A 16,021-nucleotide genomic window follows, 5' to 3' on the forward strand; every position below is an offset into this window, starting at 1 on the left:
TTCTCACCGCTGTCTTATTGTTGTCGTTCAGGCAGACCTGCCAGGTAGCCAGCCACGACGGCGTTGAACCTTTCGCTCTGGTCATCGTGCACGTAATGGCTGGCGTCGGCGATCTCTACCGTACGGATATGGGGGTTGGCCTCGCTCATCGCGGCCACGGTCGCCGGGGGCAGAAAGTCCGAACGTCCTCCGCGGATGAACAGGCTCGGACAATCCAGCGCCCTGATCGCCGGCCAGAGGTCGGTGGGCGCGATGCTCAGGCGCGCCTGGGCAATGCCCTGCTGGTCGTGCCGCCAGGTGATCCCGTCCGGGGTCTCCCGCATGCTATGGGCCAGCCGGGAGGCCAGCCCCTGCTCCGACAGCCCAGGGCGAGACCTGCGCCAGAACGCCCTTGCCGCGTCCCAGTCGGCGAACAGCAGCGGTGTCTCGCGCATCTCGCGGCGAATCCGCTCGGCACCATCGCCCGCACTCGACGAACCGGGGCCTATGTCCTCGATAACCAGCGCCAGCAACCGTCCCGGGTGCTGCCTTGCATATTCCAGTGCGTTTGCCCCGCCCAGCGAGTGGCCGACCAGGATGAAACGCTCCAGCCCGAGGTGGGCGACCAAGTCCTCCAGATCCCGGACATAGGCCTCGGTGCGATAGCTCGAAGGTTCGGCCCAATCGCTCAGGCCACGGCCACGCTGGTCGAGCGCATGGCAGCGGAACCCGTCGCCCAGGGCGCTGGCCAATGGCTCCCAGGTCTGCGCATAGGCGCGCAGGCCATGGAGCAGAACCACCGGAACGCCATCCTGGCGCCCCCAGCTCAGATAGTGCAAGCGCAGGCCGGAGCGATTGGTGAAGAACTGGCTTTGCGTGGACATCGCTATCCTCCCACAGCTTGTCATCAGGTCAGGCCGTTGTCGCCCTGGATGTCCTCTGCACGCAGCCCGCCCAGCCGGGCGCGCAGCCGGCCACGGGTGGCGAAGGCCCAGATGACGATGACTTCGTCGGCGGCCGGGCCGTCGCCGAAGGAGACCGACACGGTGTCGTAGTGGGAGCGCACGTAGAGCGCGTCCTTGTGCGCCAGCGGCACGTCGATGGTCGCCCCGGGGGCACCGCGCTTGCCGGTGGAAGGCACCCAGGACTTGCCACCGCCCAGCGCCACGCGTACCGGGTCTGCAGCCGGGTTGGTCAGGAACGCGTTGCCGTGCTCGTATTCGCCGTTGCTGCCCACCAGGCAGGCCTTGCCGTAGCTGACGATGGCGCGATCGCCGGCCAGCTCGCGGATACGGCGGCCGAACTCGTGGCCCAGCTCCGGCGAATTCTCGATCAGCTCGGCCAGGCTTTCGCTGAAGCGCCCGGCATAGGGGTTGTGGATGGCCGCGGCGATGACGTATTTGAACAGCGGTTCACCGTCGGCCAGCTGGCCACTCTCGTTGGCCAGGGTTTCCTCGGCGAAGCTGTACCATTTGCGGATGTGGTAGTTGGAAAAATTGCTCGGTTTCATTGGAGAGCGCTCTCAGAGTGGGTCGAGATGGATGTTGCGACTGGGCGCACCGGCCGCCTTGAAGCGAGCCTTGGCCCGCTCGTCGTCGTGGTCGGTTTCGAGGAAGAACTCCAGGCGGTTGCCGTCGGGGTCGTTGAAATACACGCCGTTGCCGATTTCGTGATCGGTGATCTTCACCACCTCGACGCCCTTGTTCAGCAACATGCCGTAGAGCTGGCGCAGGGTGTCCATGTCGCCGGCGATTTCCAGCCCGTAGTGCTGCAGGCCCAGGCCACCCTGGTGGGCGCCGGGCGCGGCCTTGATCAGGGCGATATCGTGGTGCTTGCTGCCGAACGCCATCATGATCCAGCTCTCGCCACGGGCCGACTCATGCATGCCGAGCACATCGGCGTACCAGCGCGCCGAGACGTCCGGGTCGCTGACGAACAGCGACAGATGGGTACGAACGACTTCGAATTTCATCGCGTGCACCTCACTTCTTGTTGATGACGGATTGGTGTCCCGACTTGATCTGCGCCACGGCAGGCGTCCACAGCACGTCAGCGATCTCGCTGAACTCGCGCCACTGCTTCTGCCAGCTATCGCCGCCGTTTTCCGAGGTGAACAGATGGCCGTACTTGGTGCCGGCCACGATCTGCCGCGGGTTGGCCGGGTTGAAGGCGATCGCCCAGACACAGGAGTTCGGCTGCTGGGGCAATGGCAGGATTTCCCAGCTCTCGGCAGCGTCACGGGAGACCAGAACCTTGCTGGTGGTGCCCGGCGTGCCGTCGGAGATGCTCAGGTAGAGGGTGTCCTCGGTGCCGGGCGGTGCGTTCAGCACGCGGGCGTAGTAGAGGCCGAAAGCCTCCTTGGCGACGATCCCGGTCCAGCTGGCGCCTTCGTCGAAGCTGCGGTAGATGGCGTTGACGCAAACCACCACGATCACCTTCCGGCCATGGTTGGGCAACACCACGATGTTGTGGATGTCGGAGTTGTAGTCCCACAGCAGGCGATCGTCGATGCGCTCGAAAGTGTCGCCACCGTCGCGGCTGTGGAACAGGCCGCCCTCCTCCAGGCCGAACCAGACCTGGTTGCGCTCGGTTGGATCGTAGGCAAAGGCCAGCAGCCGCGGACGGCTGACCCCGGCGCAGAACTCGGGGATTTCCACCGGAACGCGATACCAACTCGCACCACCGTCCAGCGTGCGCCAGAGCACGGCCCGCGAGGGCGCGCCGGTGCCGACGAAGATACGCTGCGGGTCCTGGGGATCGACTGCGACCTTCCATACCGTCTGCCCATTGAAGGGCGAATCCACCAGCGCCCAGGTGCCACCGACATCGCGGCTGACGATCAGGCCGATGTCCGCACCGGCGTAGATGACTTCAGGCGCCGCCGGGCTGACGCTCAGCGAACGGGTGATGGCATCGAACTCCAGCGGCTGGCCGAGGCCCAGGCGATGCCAGCTGTGGCCCTCGTCGGCACTGCGGATGACGGCCTGGCCGACGGTCGCGACCAGAAAGGTTCCGTTACTCATTGCTGCAACCTCCTCAGATGAAGATGCCGCGGGTCAGCCCGCCGTCGATGCCGATGGATTCGCCGGTGACCGCGCCCGCCTTCGGCGAAGCGAGGAAACCGATCAACCAGCCCATCTCGATGGGCTGCAGGGTGCGGCGGATCGGCGTGGCATCGATGTAGCCCTGCTCGACCTGCTCGGGCGTCTTGCCTTGCTTCAGGCCTTCGCGCTCGTACAGCTCCTGGATGTGCGGGGTGTCGACCACGCCGGGGTGGATCAGGTTGACGGTGATGCCGAACGGCCCCAGTTGGTCGGAGAGGGTCTTGGTCATGTGGGCGATGGCCAGGTTGCGCATGCCGGACAATACCTTGCTGCCGCGCCCGGTCAGGCCACCGATGTTGATGATGCGGCCGAAGCCGCCCGCCTTCATGTGCGGGGTCACCGCCTTGGCACAACGGAAGTAGCCGATCACCTTGGTGTTCAGGTCGGACAGCAGCTCGTCGTCGCCGGCGTGCTCGATGTCGTTGCGCACCACCCCGGAAGGCGCGGCGGCGCCGTTGACCAGGATGTCGATGCGGCCGAAATGGCGCTTGGTTTCGCTGACCATGTCGGCCACCGCCGACATGTCGTTGGTGTCGCAGTACAACGGCAGTACCTCGTTGCCGGTTTGCGCACTGATTTCCTCGGCGGCCGGCCTGAGGTACTCCATGCGCCGGGCGCAGATCACCACCTTGCAGCCTTCCTCGGACAGGAAGCGCGCGACCTCCTTGCCGATTCCCATCCCGCCACCGGTGACGATGGCCACACGGCCCTGCAGTTCCAGATCCATGTTCGCTCCTCTTGTCGTTGGTTCGTCAGGCGAGATCGACGAAGACGCTTTTCGTCTCGGTGTAGGCGTCGATCACGTTCTTGCTCATTTCCCGGCCCCAGCCGGACTGCTTGTAGCCACCGAAAGGCGAGGCCGGGTCGACCACGTTCCAGCAGTTGATCCATACCGAGCCGGCCTTGAGCGCGGCGGCAACGCGGTGCGCCGAACGCAGGTCGCGGGTCCACAGCCCGGCGGCCAGGCCGTAGGGGGTATCGTTGGCGCGCAGGACCAGTTCGTCGATGTCCGACCAGCTCATCACCGTCAGCACCGGGCCGAAGATTTCCTCGCGGGCGACGCAGGCCCGCTCGGCCCGGTCCAGGAAGACCGTCGGCTCGATGAAGTGCCCCTTCTCCAGGTGCGCCGGACGCTGGCCGCCGCAGATCAGCTCGGCGCCCTCCTCCCGGCCACGCTGCAGGTAACCGTTGACCGTCCCCAGCTGCCGTTCCGAGACCAGCGGCCCCATGCTGCTGCGCGGGTCCAGGCCGGGGCCGAGCACATGGGCGCGGGCATGCCGGCGCAACTCGGCCAGCACCTGGTCGAGCACACTCTCGTGCACGTACAGGCGGGAACCGGCGGTGCAAACCTGGCCCTGGTTGTAGAAGATGCCGTCGGCGGCGCCTTTCGCCGCGCGGGCGATGTCGGCGTCCGGCAGGATGATGTTCGGCGATTTGCCCCCCAGCTCCAGGGAGACCTTCTTCATGTTGCCGGTGGCGGCCTGGGCGATCAGCCGGCCGACCTGGGTCGAGCCGGTGAAGGCGATCTTGTCCACGTCGGCATGCTGCGCCAGCGGGGCGCCGGTGCGCACGCCGAAGCCGGTGAGCAGGTTGACCACGCCGGGCGGGAAGCCCGCCGCCTCGATCAGTTGCACCAGGCGCACGGCCACCAGCGGCGTCTGCTCGGCGGGCTTGAGCACCGCGGTGCAGCCGGTGGCCAGGGCCGGGCCGAGCTTCCACACGCACATGGTCAGGGGGAAGTTCCAGGGTACGATCAGCGCGCAGACACCCACCGGCTCGCGCAGCGTGTAGTTGAGCATCGGCGTGCCGCTGGCCGGCGACACCGGCAGCGTGCTGCCCTCGATCTTGGTCGGCCAGCCGGCGAAATAGCGCACGATATTGGCCGCGCTGACCGCCTCGCCGCGGGCATTGGCAATCGGCTTGCCGTTCTCCAGGGTGATCAGTTGCGCCAGCTCCTCGGCATGCGCGTCGATCAGCTCCGCCAGACGGAACAGCAACAGCCCCCGGCGCGCCGGAGACTCGCGCCGCCAGGGCCCCTCGAATGCCGCGCGGGCGGCAGCCACCGCGGCGTCCACGTCCCGCTCGTCGCCCTCGGCGACTTCGCACAACAACGCCTCGCTGGCCGGGTTCTCCACGGCGAAGCGGCGACCGGCGGCAGCGGCCTGCCAACTGCCGCCGATATACAGGCCCTGGGGCTTTGCCAGGAACTCGCGTACCGCGGGTAAAAGTTCGATCTCGCTCATCACGCGCTCCTCAAAGCTCCATCTCGATCAGGCAGGGCCCTGCCGAGGCGACGGCGTCGGCCAATGCACGCTGCAGCTCGGCATTGCTGCGCACGCTGCTGGCCGGCACGCCATAACCCTTGGCCAAGGCCTTCCAGTCCACCCGCGGGCGATCCAGCTCGGTGAGCGCCAGGGCCTGGGGGCCGAGTTCGCTCAGGCCGAAGCGGCGCAGCTCGTTCTGCAGGATCGCGTAGCGGTGGTTGGCGGCGATCAGGATCACCACCGGCAACTGCTCCCGGGCGATGCTCCACAAGGTCTGGATGGTGTACTGGGCACTGCCGTCGGACTGCAGGCAGAACACCCGGTTGCCGCGCTCGGCCAGCGCCGCGCCGAAGCCCACGGGGATACCCTGGCCGATGGCGCCGCCGGTGTTGGTCAACACCCGATGGCGTGCCGCGTTAGCCGAAGCGGTGAAGAACGGGTAGCCACAGGTGCCGCCCTCCACCGAGACGATGCAATCCTCCGGCAACGCCGCGGCGAGCACCCGGCCGACCGATTGCGGCGTCAACCGCTCCTGCGCGGCGGGCAACTGGACACCCACCCGCGCCGGCACGAAGGCCGGCGCATCGAGCACCTCGGCCAGGGCTGCCAGTGCACCGCTGACGTCGTCGCCAACCTCGGCCAGGCAGAGCAGGCGGTCGCGCTCGGCCAGCCGGGAGGGAATGCCTTCGTAACCGAAATAGCTGATCGGCTCCGGCACTCCGGCGCAGACCACGGCGTCGTACTGGTTGAGGACTTCGATGGCCACCTCGGGGAAGTACGGCAGCCGGTCCAGGTCCGGCAAGCCACCACCGCGGTAGCTCAGGCGCGGGAAGGTCTCGGCGAACAGACGCACGCCGGGCAGGCCGGCAAGGCGCCCCGCCGCTTGCAGCCCGGCGACGGACAGCCCTTCGTCACCGACGATGAACACCAGGCGCTTGCCGGCGCGCATTTGGCGCGCAACAGCCTCGACCTTGTCGCTGGCTAAGCGTCGAACCGGCGGCGTCGGCCTGGGGAAAGCGTCGTCGAACACTATGTCGCGCGCCTGCAGGTCCATGGGCAGCACCAGACTGGCGACCTGGCCACGCGGCTGCCAGGCAGCCTGTACGGCACAGAAGAAATCCTCGCCGATGCCGGCGGCACGGCGCGAAGTACGCACCCAGCCGGACACGGTCCGCGCCAGGGCCTCGATATCGCTGGCCAGCGGCGGGTCGTAGTTGACGTGCCAGGAGGCGTGATCACCGATGACATTGACGATCGGGGTGTTCGCACGACGGGCGTTATGCAGGTTGGCGATGCCATTGGCAAAGCCGGGACCGAGATGGGTCAGTGTCATCGCTGGCTTGCCTGCAATGCGCCCGTAACCATCGGCGGCGCCGGTGCATACGCCTTCGAACAGCGAAAGCACCGGTTTCAGCGCAGGCTCCGCGGCCATGGCGGCGACCAGTGGAATCTCCGTGGTTCCAGGATTGGCGAAGCAGTATTCGATCCCGCTGGCCGCGGCGGCCCTGACCAGCAATTCGGCACCATTCATGTTTCTAGCTCTCGACTGGGTTGGTTGCGAGTGATGAGATTTATTGCACAGCGAAAATCAACCAACAATATTTTTTGATAAAAACTCTCAAAATAAGAGACAAATGAGATTTTTTGAGCGCTAATATCCGCCAGGAGAAGGCACCCTTTCCCAAGCCACCGATCTCGTGGCGGCAAGGAAAGGAGGCATGCCAGCACGGGCAGTACTCTTGAAAGCCCATGGCTGCTGCCCAATAGTGCTGCCAGCGAACCCGGCGCCGTCGTCCGCCCCGACATGGACGACGGCCCAGCAGCCCCGGGAGCCCGGGTACCGAGAAAGGAGCGCCATGAGTAGCTTGAGCAAGATGCTGAACGTGCTGGACCTGTTCAGCCCGCAGAACCTGCAACTGGATACGGACACCATCGGCGAGCGCATGGGTTTGTCCCGCGCAACCGTCTACCGCTACGTGAAGGACCTATGCGAGGCGGGCCTGCTCACCCGCGTGAACGCCGGCAGCTATGGCCTGGGCCCGCGGATCATCGAGCTGGACTGGATGATGCGGCAGTACGACCCCATCCTGGTGGCCGGCCGCGAACTGATGCACGGGCTGTCGGCGCAGACCGGCCTGGCGGTGTTCGCCAGCGTCTTCTACGACGGGCACATCATCAACACCTACATCACCGAGCCCGACGAGACCTACCGCTTCGCCTTCGGCCGCGGCCACCCGCTGCCGCTGTTCCGCGGCGCGCAGTCCAAGGTGCTGGTGGCCTTCCAGCGCGGGCGCAAGCTGCAGCGGCTGTTCGAGGAGAAGATCGCTAGGGAGCCGGGCAATACCTACAGCTGGTCGGAATTCGCCCGCGCCGCCAAGCGCATCCGCAAGGACGGCTACTGCATCACCCACGACGAGCTGAACCGCGGCCTGACAGGCATCGCCGCGCCCATCCTCGGCGCCGACGGCAAGGAAGTGCTGGGCAGCATCTCGGCGGTGGGGTCCACCGAAAACTTCAGGCTGCTGCGCCAGGAGACGGTTACCGACATGGTCATCGACACCGCCCGCCGCATCGCCAGCAACATGCTAGAGGCCGACGGCCAAGGTGGCTGAGTGCGGAGTTGCGCTTACTTGACCAACTGATTGCATTCGACTTGACCAAGCATTTGCATCGGATCTGACCATCACACTGCGTGGCCATGACTGGCAGAGAATGACCCGAAGCGGTCGGTGAGCGAAGGCCCACGGGCCAAAAGCTGCCAGACGACTCAGGGGCATGCCCAAGTTCCGCTCGGCAGATGGATTTACGGCGTATGTGCTTGAGTTCGCAGGCGCACCCGCAACCAGAACACGCATTGAAAGAGCATCAGTGGTCTTCCCTCCTACTTTGAGGCTCTGAGTCATGAATGTGCCTGGCCAGATGCTCAGGGTTCGGCCAATCATTCCTAGATTTTGGCAGCACAATCTTAATTCCTTCATACTGCCAATAATCTGTATCTCTCATATCACTGGCGAGACGAACAGTCATCGTGCCAGGATCAATCCACAGGCGCCCCAGATCGAAAAGTGTGTGGATATCCGATCTCAGAAGCAATCCATTGTCAGTGCGGTTTGTATGGATACCCCGATAAGGAACGATATGGGCGGCCTCAAGCACATCGACCGTAGAACATCCCGTGACTGCGCACCTCTCTCCGTACGCGGCCAGCATCAGCGAACGGAAATTGAATTGCCCTTGCCGCATCGCAACCTGCATCAACACTCGCTTTCGACCATCTAGTTCGCCATCAATCGGCGTTACCTCAATCGAGTCGACCTCCCGACGAGCTAGTATCGCAGCATGTGCAATCAATGTTTGCGGCGCCTCGTATACCTTCCCAGCGCCTGAAGAGTCATACTCCAACACCCAAACTCCATGAACCTCAGGAACATAGGGTTCGTACCGAACATTTTTTCCGAAGGACGTTTTGAAAAGCTTGTCGGCAGGGTGGCCAGAATCACTCCTTCGCCCTTTTTTTACACCTTGATAATGGGCCCTAATATCACTGTTAACTGACATTTTCTCCATGTCGGGCCGGATATTTTTTGAGTTGAACTGCGGATCTCGCATCCTGATCAGCGCCCTCACTTCTGCCACTGACACAGGACGTCCTAGATCAAAAACTGCGTCTCTGACGAGCTCCCATCTCACCCTCCCATATCTGCCTTGTCGGCCCCATGAGCGGGCCTGGATCTTGCCAATAATCCTCTCAGCATGCACCTTCGAGTCGATGCTTTCTTTAGTTTGCCGGGGTTGCTGCCTATCAGCTTCATAGATGCTGATTGCAGCATTTACATCCTCCACAAAATATCGCCAGTCGACTGAACGTTCGTGCAGATGGTCCGATAAGGAGCCATTCGGGAGTTCTGAGTGTAACTGGTAAGTCTCATCGCCTAGAACGATCCCTGCCCCCACATAACCATGACGATTGACATAGGCAATGACCCAATCGCCTGCAGCAAGTTGATTCAGGATTACGTCTCCACGATCTCCTGGCTGGCCCTCGAAGCCTGCTGTGATGACTTTGCGATCCAGATTTTGTGACCACCATTCAGTAGTGGCGGGTAGGCCGATGTTGAAGATGTAATATGCCAATTGCTGCCTCCATTCAATTCTAGTTTCTGAAACGACGCCAACTGGGGACGAATGGATTGGTGGGGAACCACCAGACGCGTAGTTTACAAACCGCCCTATCGTCTTTGATTCAGTAGACACTCGTTGATCGATTTTGACCGGTTTCTGTCAGTTGCCATTGGTCGCTTTGGGTCGGAAGCTGCCGCCGGCCAGGCGCAGCAAGCAGCCGAGTGCCGACCTTTGCGAGAGGGATGATGTCACCTCTACAATTGTCTCCATACCTAACGCCCATTCTCGTGGACTTAGGTTACCCGCCAGGGTTTGTACTTGGCCGTTCTGACGTCTGAGTTTCGATGTGTACGCCATAAGGGGTCTCATGTGCGCAATACACATTTGAGTGTGCGAGCCACACGCAATGCTGGTTGTAGGTTTTTAGCACTGTTAAATTATTCGCCTCGCAATTTACGCGCACGACATTCCCCTGTTTGAAGTCGACATCACGATATTCGGGATTTAAGTCAATGATATCCTGGCCTTTTATGTCTACAAGCATTACCACCATGAAAGCACTAGCATCCAAGTTAAACATCTGAACCTGAGTACCTTTCTTAGGCCTTTCGTCTATTATTCGATCGCAAAGCAAGACGCCAGCGCTCTGGGGTTCGTCATACCGAAAAATAGAGAAATCCTTGATGATATTATCGTTATCGATAACGCTTTTGATCAAGTGCTCAATGAGATTTAGCCCTTGATCTAAAGGCTGCAGTATCAGGAGATAAATGATTTTAAGCCATTCTATATATTCTTCCTCCGAAACACTGAGCTCCTCACATATTTGCGCCACTTGCGGCCTACTGGCTGAATCAAGCGAAATAAAATGCGATTGCAGATCTTTATTTCCAGGCAGCACGCCTCTCAACTCCCTAAACATTTCGAGAGTTCTCTTCATGTCGTAAGGGTTTCTAATGATGTTCAGAAGTTTAAGAGCGTACAGGCGAAGTAATTCCTTTTTGAAATCAATGGATTTAGGATCTTTTAGCTTATTGAGCAATGACCTTGTCATGCCTGGTATATCGTTCTCATATTGCTGAAATGCGCTCTCAAGATTGTGTTGCCCGCCCTCATCGAGGATCTTTAATGTATATAAATCCTGTCTTGATAGATTTTTTTCTATTTTTACACCTGTGCTTCCACTTTTTCTTATTGATGGCGGCTCGCGCTGCAAGATATCGAATCTATATATGCGTTGATTTTCAGGCCTTACGGAGCTATCAATCGCATTTAGGCGCTGTTCTGCCTGGGAAATAAAGTGGTGATTTCTTGCTAGGCTTTTTTTCATGCGTCCTCCATGGACAGTTCGAAGTTAGGTCGGCCCCAGTAGCAATGGAGTGTGCGTGCTCTTTTGTCTTCTGCCCATCTCTCACTCTAGGCGCGAAGTTTTTGCAATCAACAGTGGAAGCTGACGCCCTCTGCACTATGCGCAGGGGCGGGAGCTAACATTAGCTGAAGACAACTTTCGGCCTAAAGCGAAATTTTTATCTGAGTCCCAGTTGGCTGAAATAAGATGCGAAGGTATCTTTGAGTCTTTGGCGATTCAAGAATCTTAAATACTAATCGGAGCACTTAGTTCTTTGCAAATGCTATGTGCCGTATCTTGAGCATACATCTGCGCGTAGATCTTGCCTGTTGGTGAAGGTGCAGATGACACTGAAGCTGAAATAGGGCGGAGACCACCTCTGATGAACAAACTGTTCTTGGCCGAAAGCGGTCCTGGGTTCGTCGTATGCCAACGGCGCCTGATCATTGGTCTATCCCGGCACAAGTGAGCAGGTAGCCAGGAGTCATTCTTCACTTAGTGCGGCTCAAGCCCTGTGAACTGAGATTGCCCAGTACCGAGCGGAGCAGATGCTTTTGAATGTTAGCTTCTGGCCATTCTCTGCCCGTCATGGTTACAAAGCGCGCTGATCAATCCGATACAATCGGTGGCCAGAACGCATGAACATAACCGGTCAGGCCGAATGCAAACGGATGGTCAAGTGGAGTGCAATTCCACACCTGAGGCCCCCGCCAAAGGTTTCCCCTAGCCGCCTGGGGGAAGTTCCCGTCCGGCATGGGAATCGCTCCGATTCATCCCCCATGCCACCTCCCCTAGGCTTCCGGCAGCAGAAATCCTCCCGCTAACCTCCCCGCCCAATAAATCACAAAAATCTCATATTTTGATTATTTTACTTACTTATATTGAAACAACAGAAGATTCCATGACAAAAATCTCCCACGGCCGTTGACCGGAGGCACCCGCTGCCCTCCGCTACGCCCGGTTACCCAACAAGAACAACGAGCTCGATGTGCTTGGCCATCTGCCGTCACCCCTATCAGGAGCCAGTAACCGTGTCCCCTCTCACCCAGCCCCGGAAAACCCGCTACACCTACGAGTGGTACGTCGTATCGGTGTGCATGGTCGCCTATATCTTCTCTTTCGTGGACCGCCAGATCCTCTCGCTGATGATCGAACCGATCAAAGCCGACCTGCAGATCAGCGACACCCAGTTCAGCCTGCTCAGCGGCATGGCGTTTTCCCTGTTCTACGCCTTCATGGGCATCCCCATCGCCTGCCTGGCCGACCGTTCCTCGCGCGTACGCATCATCGCCGTCGGCATAGCCTTCTGGAGCCTGGCCACCGCGGCCTGTGGCCTGTCGAAAAACTTCTTGCAGATGTTCCTTGCCCGCATGGGGGTCGGCGTCGGTGAAGCCGCGCTGACGCCCGCGACCTATTCGATGCTCAGCGACATGTTCCCCCGGGAGAAGCTCGGCCGCGCCCTCGGCCTGTATTCCATGGGCGCCTTCCTGGGCGGTGGCCTGGCGTTCCTGGTCGGCGGCTATGTGATCGACCTGCTGCGCGGCGTGCCGAGTATCGAGCTCGGGCCGTTGGGCACGGTGCGTTCCTGGCAGCTGACCTTCTTCATCGTCGGCCTGCCCGGGCTGCTGGTCGCCCAGCTGATAGCCCTCAGCGTCCGCGACCCCAGGCGGCCGGCCCAGCCGCTGGCCCAGGGCAAGGCCGCGCTCGGCGACGGCCTGCGCTTCATCGGGCTGCACCGGCGCACCTTCGCCTGCCACTTCATCGGCTTCTCCTTCTTCGCCATGTGCCAGTACGCCCTGCTCAGCTGGACCCCGGCGATGTACATGCGCAAATTCGGTCTCTTGCCCGTCGAGGCCGGCTATATCCTGGGCACCATCCTGCTGTTGCTGAACACCGCGGGCGTGTTCTGTGCCGGCTGGCTGATCGATGTGCTACAGAAGCGCGGCCACAATGATGGCGCCCTGCTCAGCGCCATGCTCGGCGCCGCCTGCATGCTGCCACCGGCGCTGGCCGCCGTGCTGGTGGACGACCTGCGCTGGTCCATCGCCCTGCTGGCGCCGGCCATGTTCTTCTGCGCCTTCCCCATCTCGACCTCCGCCGCCGCCATGCAGGTACTCACCCCCAGCCATCTGCGCGCGCAGGTTTCCGCGCTGTTCCTGCTGGTGTCCAACCTGGTCGGGCTCGGCGTGGGCACCACCCTGGTGGCCCTGCTCACCGACCAGTTGTTCAAGGACCCGAAGGCCGTGGGCTCTTCCGTAGCCATCATCGTCACCTTCGCCGCCGTGCTCTGCGTGGGCCTGCTCGGCCGCGGCCGCCGGCACTTCCGCAACAGTCTCCTGCGCCAGTCCGGCGCCGCTGAACACGCGCAGGAAAGCCACCGGCAGGCGCTGCCGGCGAACCCCGCCCTGCGCTGACACTCCCCGCACGACCGCCACCCATCGATCCGCCGTCCCGCCCGGGGCGGTGGCCGGCGACCTGCGCCCTGCAGCGGCCAGCGCGCCCTCCCCCACTTGCCAATCGGCCCGGCCTCGCCGGGCCCGAGGAGAACCGCACATGCAGCTTCGTCATGCCCTTCGCCCCTGCCTCACCCTGTGCGCCGCCAGCGTCCTGGCCCCACTCTGCGCACGGGCCGATTTGCTGGCCGACGGCAGCCTGGAAACCACCCTGCGCAACTTCTACATGCTCCGCGACTATCGCCAGGACAACGCGCCACAGTCCCAGGCCGGCAGCTGGTCGCAGGCGGTCCTGGCCCGCCTGCGCTCCGGCTATACCGAAGGCGCCGTCGGCATCGGCCTGGACCTGACCGGCCTGTACGCGCTCAAGCTGAACGGCGGCAGCGGCACCAGCAACGACGGCAGCCTGCCCTACGATCCACGCACGGGCGAGCCCAGCGATGACTTCGGCCGTGCCGGTGCGACACTGAAGCTGCGCTACTCCCAAAGCACGTTGAAGGTCGGGCTACTCGAGCCGAGGCTTCCGGTGATCTTCCAGGATGACGTACGCGTGCTGCCCCAGACCTTCCAGGGCGTACTGCTGGAATCCCAGGAGCTGCAGGGGTTCAAGTTCACGGCCGGGCAACTGTGGAATACCAGCACCCGGGCCTCCAGCAACCGCGAGTCGTTCTACCTGGCCGGGCACCCGGCGAGCGAAGACAGCAACAAGCTGAACTTCGCCGGGGTGGACGCCAAGTGGGGCCCGCGGCTCGCCACCAGCTACTACTTCGCCAACCTCGAAGACATCTACGACCAGCACTACCTGGGCGGCACCCTCAACCAGCCGCTGAACCAGGACACGAGCCTGATCGGCACCCTCAGCTATTTCCACAACAGCGAGTCCGGCCGCGCGTTATCCGGGCACATAGACAACAGCGCCTACGGCCTGCGCCTGGGCATCCGTCATGCGGGGCACACGCTCTCGGCCGGCTACCAGCGCATGCTCGGCGAAGACATGTTCCCCATGCTGCTGGGCTCCACGCCGCAGCCCTACCTGGTCAACTGGGTTACCAACGGTGGCTTCTTCTGGGCCGGCGAGCGCTCCTGGCAATTGCGCTACGACTATGACTTCGCCAGCCTCGGCCTGCCGGGTCTCACGCTGATGACACGCTATACCAAAGGCAGCGACATCCAGCGTGTCGGCGCAGACGACGGCCACGAATACGAGCGTGACAGCGATATTGGCTACAGCATTCAGAACGGGCCGTTGAAGAACCTCTCTTTCCTGCTGCGTACCTCTACCGTACGCAGCAGCTACGCCAGCGACTACGACGAAGTACGCTTCATCACCAGCTACCCGCTGAGCTTCTGACTCCACGAAAAAAGCGGCCGCCCAAGGAACCGGCGGCCGTTTCACCAAAGGTGGCCCCACGGGCCGGGTTCACGATGCTAGAACGGTACCGCCACGATCAGTTGGCTATAGACATTGGTGCCGTTGCCGCCGACCTGGTTGCCGCCGTTGCTCTCATCCTTGTCCGGACGATAGAGCCCGACCAGCGGCGTGACGATCAGGTGCGGGTTGACTGCCCATTCGACGTACAGGTCCAGCTCCCGGGCATCGAGGTTCAACGCATCGCGCTTGTGCAGGGTGTCGAAGTCGAAGTACAGCACCCCAAGGCTCAGGTTCTCCAGCGGCGTGGCCTTCAGGCCCAGGTGGTGGATGGCCGTGTTGCTGTTGAACGGGCCCGCGTAGTTGGAGGCCACCTCCCCCTGGAACCAGGTGCCGTAGCCGGTGCTGAAGCCGTTGAACATCGAATCCCAGCCCTCGGAATAGCGGCTGTAGCGGTAAGTCAGCTTGGGTGACCAGGCGACGTCGGCAAAGGTGTAGCCCGCCTCGGCGTACCAGGCCTTCTCGTTGCCGGCGTCCTTGTCCTGCCAGGCATATTCGAAGGCGAAACTGGCGTTCTCCACGCCGGCGTCGCCTTCGCCGCGCAGGCTGTAGATGTTCATCCCCTCGCGCTGCTTCTGGAAGTCGCTGGCCCACTGGTCCACGACATCGATGCCGTGGACCCAGGTCAGCCCCAGGGTGCCCGGCTTGGCGGTGTAGTCCAGCGTGCCCGCGGCCAGTTCGGTCTCGGCCTGGGCGCGGTTGTCGGACTTGAGCCACTGGAGGCTGCCATGCAGGCCATCCTGGCCGCCGATGCGGACCACTGCGGTCCGGTCGAAGGCATGGCGCGCGGCGATGTAGTAGGCGCCGCCCCGGTCCAGCTTGCCGTCGGCCGGCCCACGCCCCAGGTTGGGCCCATCGTCGTTGATGATGAAGCCGCTGCCGAGCTTGACCACTTGCCGGCCGAAGGAAACGTCCAGCCCGTCCTGGCCGAGCGCCGGGAACATCCCGGCGGAGCGCCAGCCCAGGTAGGCATCCTCGATCTTGGTGGTGCGTTCGGAACCGTCGGTATTGCCTGCGGCATCGCCATCGCCCCAGGTACCGGAACTGACCAGGCTGAAGGCGCCATAGGCGGTGCCGGCGCGCCCCAGCCCCTGGTCGCCGCTCAAACCATACTTGATGAAGCCCTCCCGCCAGGTACTGCCGCCGCTCGTGCCGTCGTAGTTCTTGCGGCTGTTCAGCCAGCCATAGACCGCCAGGACATCGGCGTTCAGGTGGGTATCGTCGTCGGCATACAGCTCCAGGGCGTTGGCCTGGCTGGTGAAACTCAGGGCGAGCGCAAGCCCTCCACCGAGCGCACGGTAGATGTTTCGATGATGCATGAT

General features: G+C 62.3%; 13 protein-coding genes. 3 read left to right on the forward strand and 10 right to left on the reverse strand.

Going from position 1 to position 16,021, the window contains the following annotated elements:
- Positions 1-14: 14 nt before the first annotated feature.
- From VV867_RS09210 to VV867_RS09240, 7 genes are read right to left on the reverse strand one after another with little or no spacing between them, the layout of a single operon-like run.
- Entirely contained in the window at positions 15-863 is an 849-nt protein-coding gene (locus VV867_RS09210) for an alpha/beta fold hydrolase (RefSeq protein WP_328566185.1), read from the reverse strand.
- Between the two features lie 23 nt (positions 864-886).
- Positions 887-1,489, reverse strand: coding sequence for an amino acid synthesis family protein (locus tag VV867_RS09215; RefSeq protein ID WP_328566186.1), 603 nt, complete (start codon positions 1,487-1,489; stop codon positions 887-889).
- Positions 1,490-1,501: 12 nt separating this feature from the next.
- Positions 1,502-1,951: a VOC family protein gene (locus tag VV867_RS09220; RefSeq protein WP_328566187.1), complete on the reverse strand. Its 450-nt coding sequence runs from the start codon at positions 1,949-1,951 to the stop codon at positions 1,502-1,504.
- A 10-nt stretch (positions 1,952-1,961) separates the two neighbouring features.
- Entirely contained in the window at positions 1,962-3,002 is a 1,041-nt protein-coding gene (locus VV867_RS09225) for a WD40/YVTN/BNR-like repeat-containing protein (protein WP_328566188.1), read from the reverse strand.
- A gap of 13 nt (positions 3,003-3,015) precedes the next feature.
- A complete protein-coding gene (locus VV867_RS09230) occupies positions 3,016-3,810 on the reverse strand; it encodes an SDR family NAD(P)-dependent oxidoreductase (protein ID WP_328566189.1) in 795 nt (264 codons plus the stop codon).
- A 25-nt stretch (positions 3,811-3,835) separates the two neighbouring features.
- A complete protein-coding gene (locus tag VV867_RS09235; RefSeq protein WP_328566190.1) occupies positions 3,836-5,326 on the reverse strand; it encodes an aldehyde dehydrogenase family protein in 1,491 nt (496 codons plus the stop codon).
- Positions 5,327-5,336: 10 nt separating this feature from the next.
- Positions 5,337-6,878, reverse strand: a complete 1,542-nt coding sequence (locus tag VV867_RS09240; protein WP_328566191.1) for an acetolactate synthase large subunit — start codon at positions 6,876-6,878, stop codon at positions 5,337-5,339.
- A gap of 325 nt (positions 6,879-7,203) precedes the next feature.
- Between VV867_RS09240 and VV867_RS09245 the strand changes: the two genes are divergently transcribed.
- Positions 7,204-7,959: an IclR family transcriptional regulator gene (locus VV867_RS09245; RefSeq protein ID WP_328566192.1), complete on the forward strand. Its 756-nt coding sequence runs from the start codon at positions 7,204-7,206 to the stop codon at positions 7,957-7,959.
- A gap of 253 nt (positions 7,960-8,212) precedes the next feature.
- On the opposite strand, the gene VV867_RS09250 is transcribed toward VV867_RS09245, so the two are convergent.
- Positions 8,213-9,481, reverse strand: a complete 1,269-nt coding sequence (locus VV867_RS09250) for an HNH endonuclease (RefSeq protein WP_328566193.1) — start codon at positions 9,479-9,481, stop codon at positions 8,213-8,215.
- A gap of 286 nt (positions 9,482-9,767) precedes the next feature.
- The gene (locus VV867_RS09255; RefSeq protein WP_328566194.1) at positions 9,768-10,799 is read right to left on the reverse strand and encodes a hypothetical protein; all 1,032 of its coding nucleotides are present in this window, start codon (positions 10,797-10,799) and stop codon (positions 9,768-9,770) included.
- A 1,004-nt stretch (positions 10,800-11,803) separates the two neighbouring features.
- Between VV867_RS09255 and VV867_RS09260 the strand changes: the two genes are divergently transcribed.
- Positions 11,804-13,231, forward strand: coding sequence for a spinster family MFS transporter (locus VV867_RS09260; protein ID WP_442965011.1), 1,428 nt, complete (start codon positions 11,804-11,806; stop codon positions 13,229-13,231).
- 139 nt (positions 13,232-13,370) lie between these two features.
- On the forward strand, positions 13,371-14,621 hold the full coding sequence (locus VV867_RS09265; protein WP_328566196.1) for an OprD family porin: 1,251 nt from the start codon (positions 13,371-13,373) through the stop codon (positions 14,619-14,621).
- Positions 14,622-14,698: 77 nt separating this feature from the next.
- Here VV867_RS09265 and VV867_RS09270 read toward each other — a convergent pair whose 3' ends face one another.
- Positions 14,699-16,018, reverse strand: a complete 1,320-nt coding sequence (locus VV867_RS09270; RefSeq protein ID WP_328566197.1) for a hypothetical protein — start codon at positions 16,016-16,018, stop codon at positions 14,699-14,701.
- Positions 16,019-16,021 lie beyond the last annotated feature (3 nt).

This window comes from Pseudomonas sp. JH-2 (assembly GCF_036231725.1).
Taxonomy (GTDB): domain Bacteria; phylum Pseudomonadota; class Gammaproteobacteria; order Pseudomonadales; family Pseudomonadaceae; genus Pseudomonas; species Pseudomonas delhiensis.

Excerpts from the sequence above, each read along its gene's own strand:
- VV867_RS09220 (WP_328566187.1), bottom strand. The coding sequence starts at position 1,951 with ATGAAATTCGAAGTCGTTCGTACCCATCTGTCGCTGTTCGTCAGCGAC.
- VV867_RS09230 (WP_328566189.1), bottom strand. The coding sequence starts at position 3,810 with ATGGATCTGGAACTGCAGGGCCGTGTGGCCATCGTCACCGGTGGCGGG.
- VV867_RS09260 (WP_442965011.1), top strand. The coding sequence starts at position 11,804 with ATGTGCTTGGCCATCTGCCGTCACCCCTATCAGGAGCCAGTAACCGTG.
- VV867_RS09265 (WP_328566196.1), top strand. The coding sequence starts at position 13,371 with ATGCAGCTTCGTCATGCCCTTCGCCCCTGCCTCACCCTGTGCGCCGCC.
- VV867_RS09245 (WP_328566192.1), top strand. The coding sequence starts at position 7,204 with ATGAGTAGCTTGAGCAAGATGCTGAACGTGCTGGACCTGTTCAGCCCG.
- VV867_RS09255 (WP_328566194.1), bottom strand. The coding sequence starts at position 10,799 with ATGAAAAAAAGCCTAGCAAGAAATCACCACTTTATTTCCCAGGCAGAA.
- VV867_RS09215 (WP_328566186.1), bottom strand. The coding sequence starts at position 1,489 with ATGAAACCGAGCAATTTTTCCAACTACCACATCCGCAAATGGTACAGC.
- VV867_RS09270 (WP_328566197.1), bottom strand. The coding sequence starts at position 16,018 with ATGCATCATCGAAACATCTACCGTGCGCTCGGTGGAGGGCTTGCGCTC.
- VV867_RS09235 (WP_328566190.1), bottom strand. The coding sequence starts at position 5,326 with ATGAGCGAGATCGAACTTTTACCCGCGGTACGCGAGTTCCTGGCAAAG.
- VV867_RS09240 (WP_328566191.1), bottom strand. The coding sequence starts at position 6,878 with ATGAATGGTGCCGAATTGCTGGTCAGGGCCGCCGCGGCCAGCGGGATC.
- VV867_RS09210 (WP_328566185.1), bottom strand. The coding sequence starts at position 863 with ATGTCCACGCAAAGCCAGTTCTTCACCAATCGCTCCGGCCTGCGCTTG.
- VV867_RS09225 (WP_328566188.1), bottom strand. The coding sequence starts at position 3,002 with ATGAGTAACGGAACCTTTCTGGTCGCGACCGTCGGCCAGGCCGTCATC.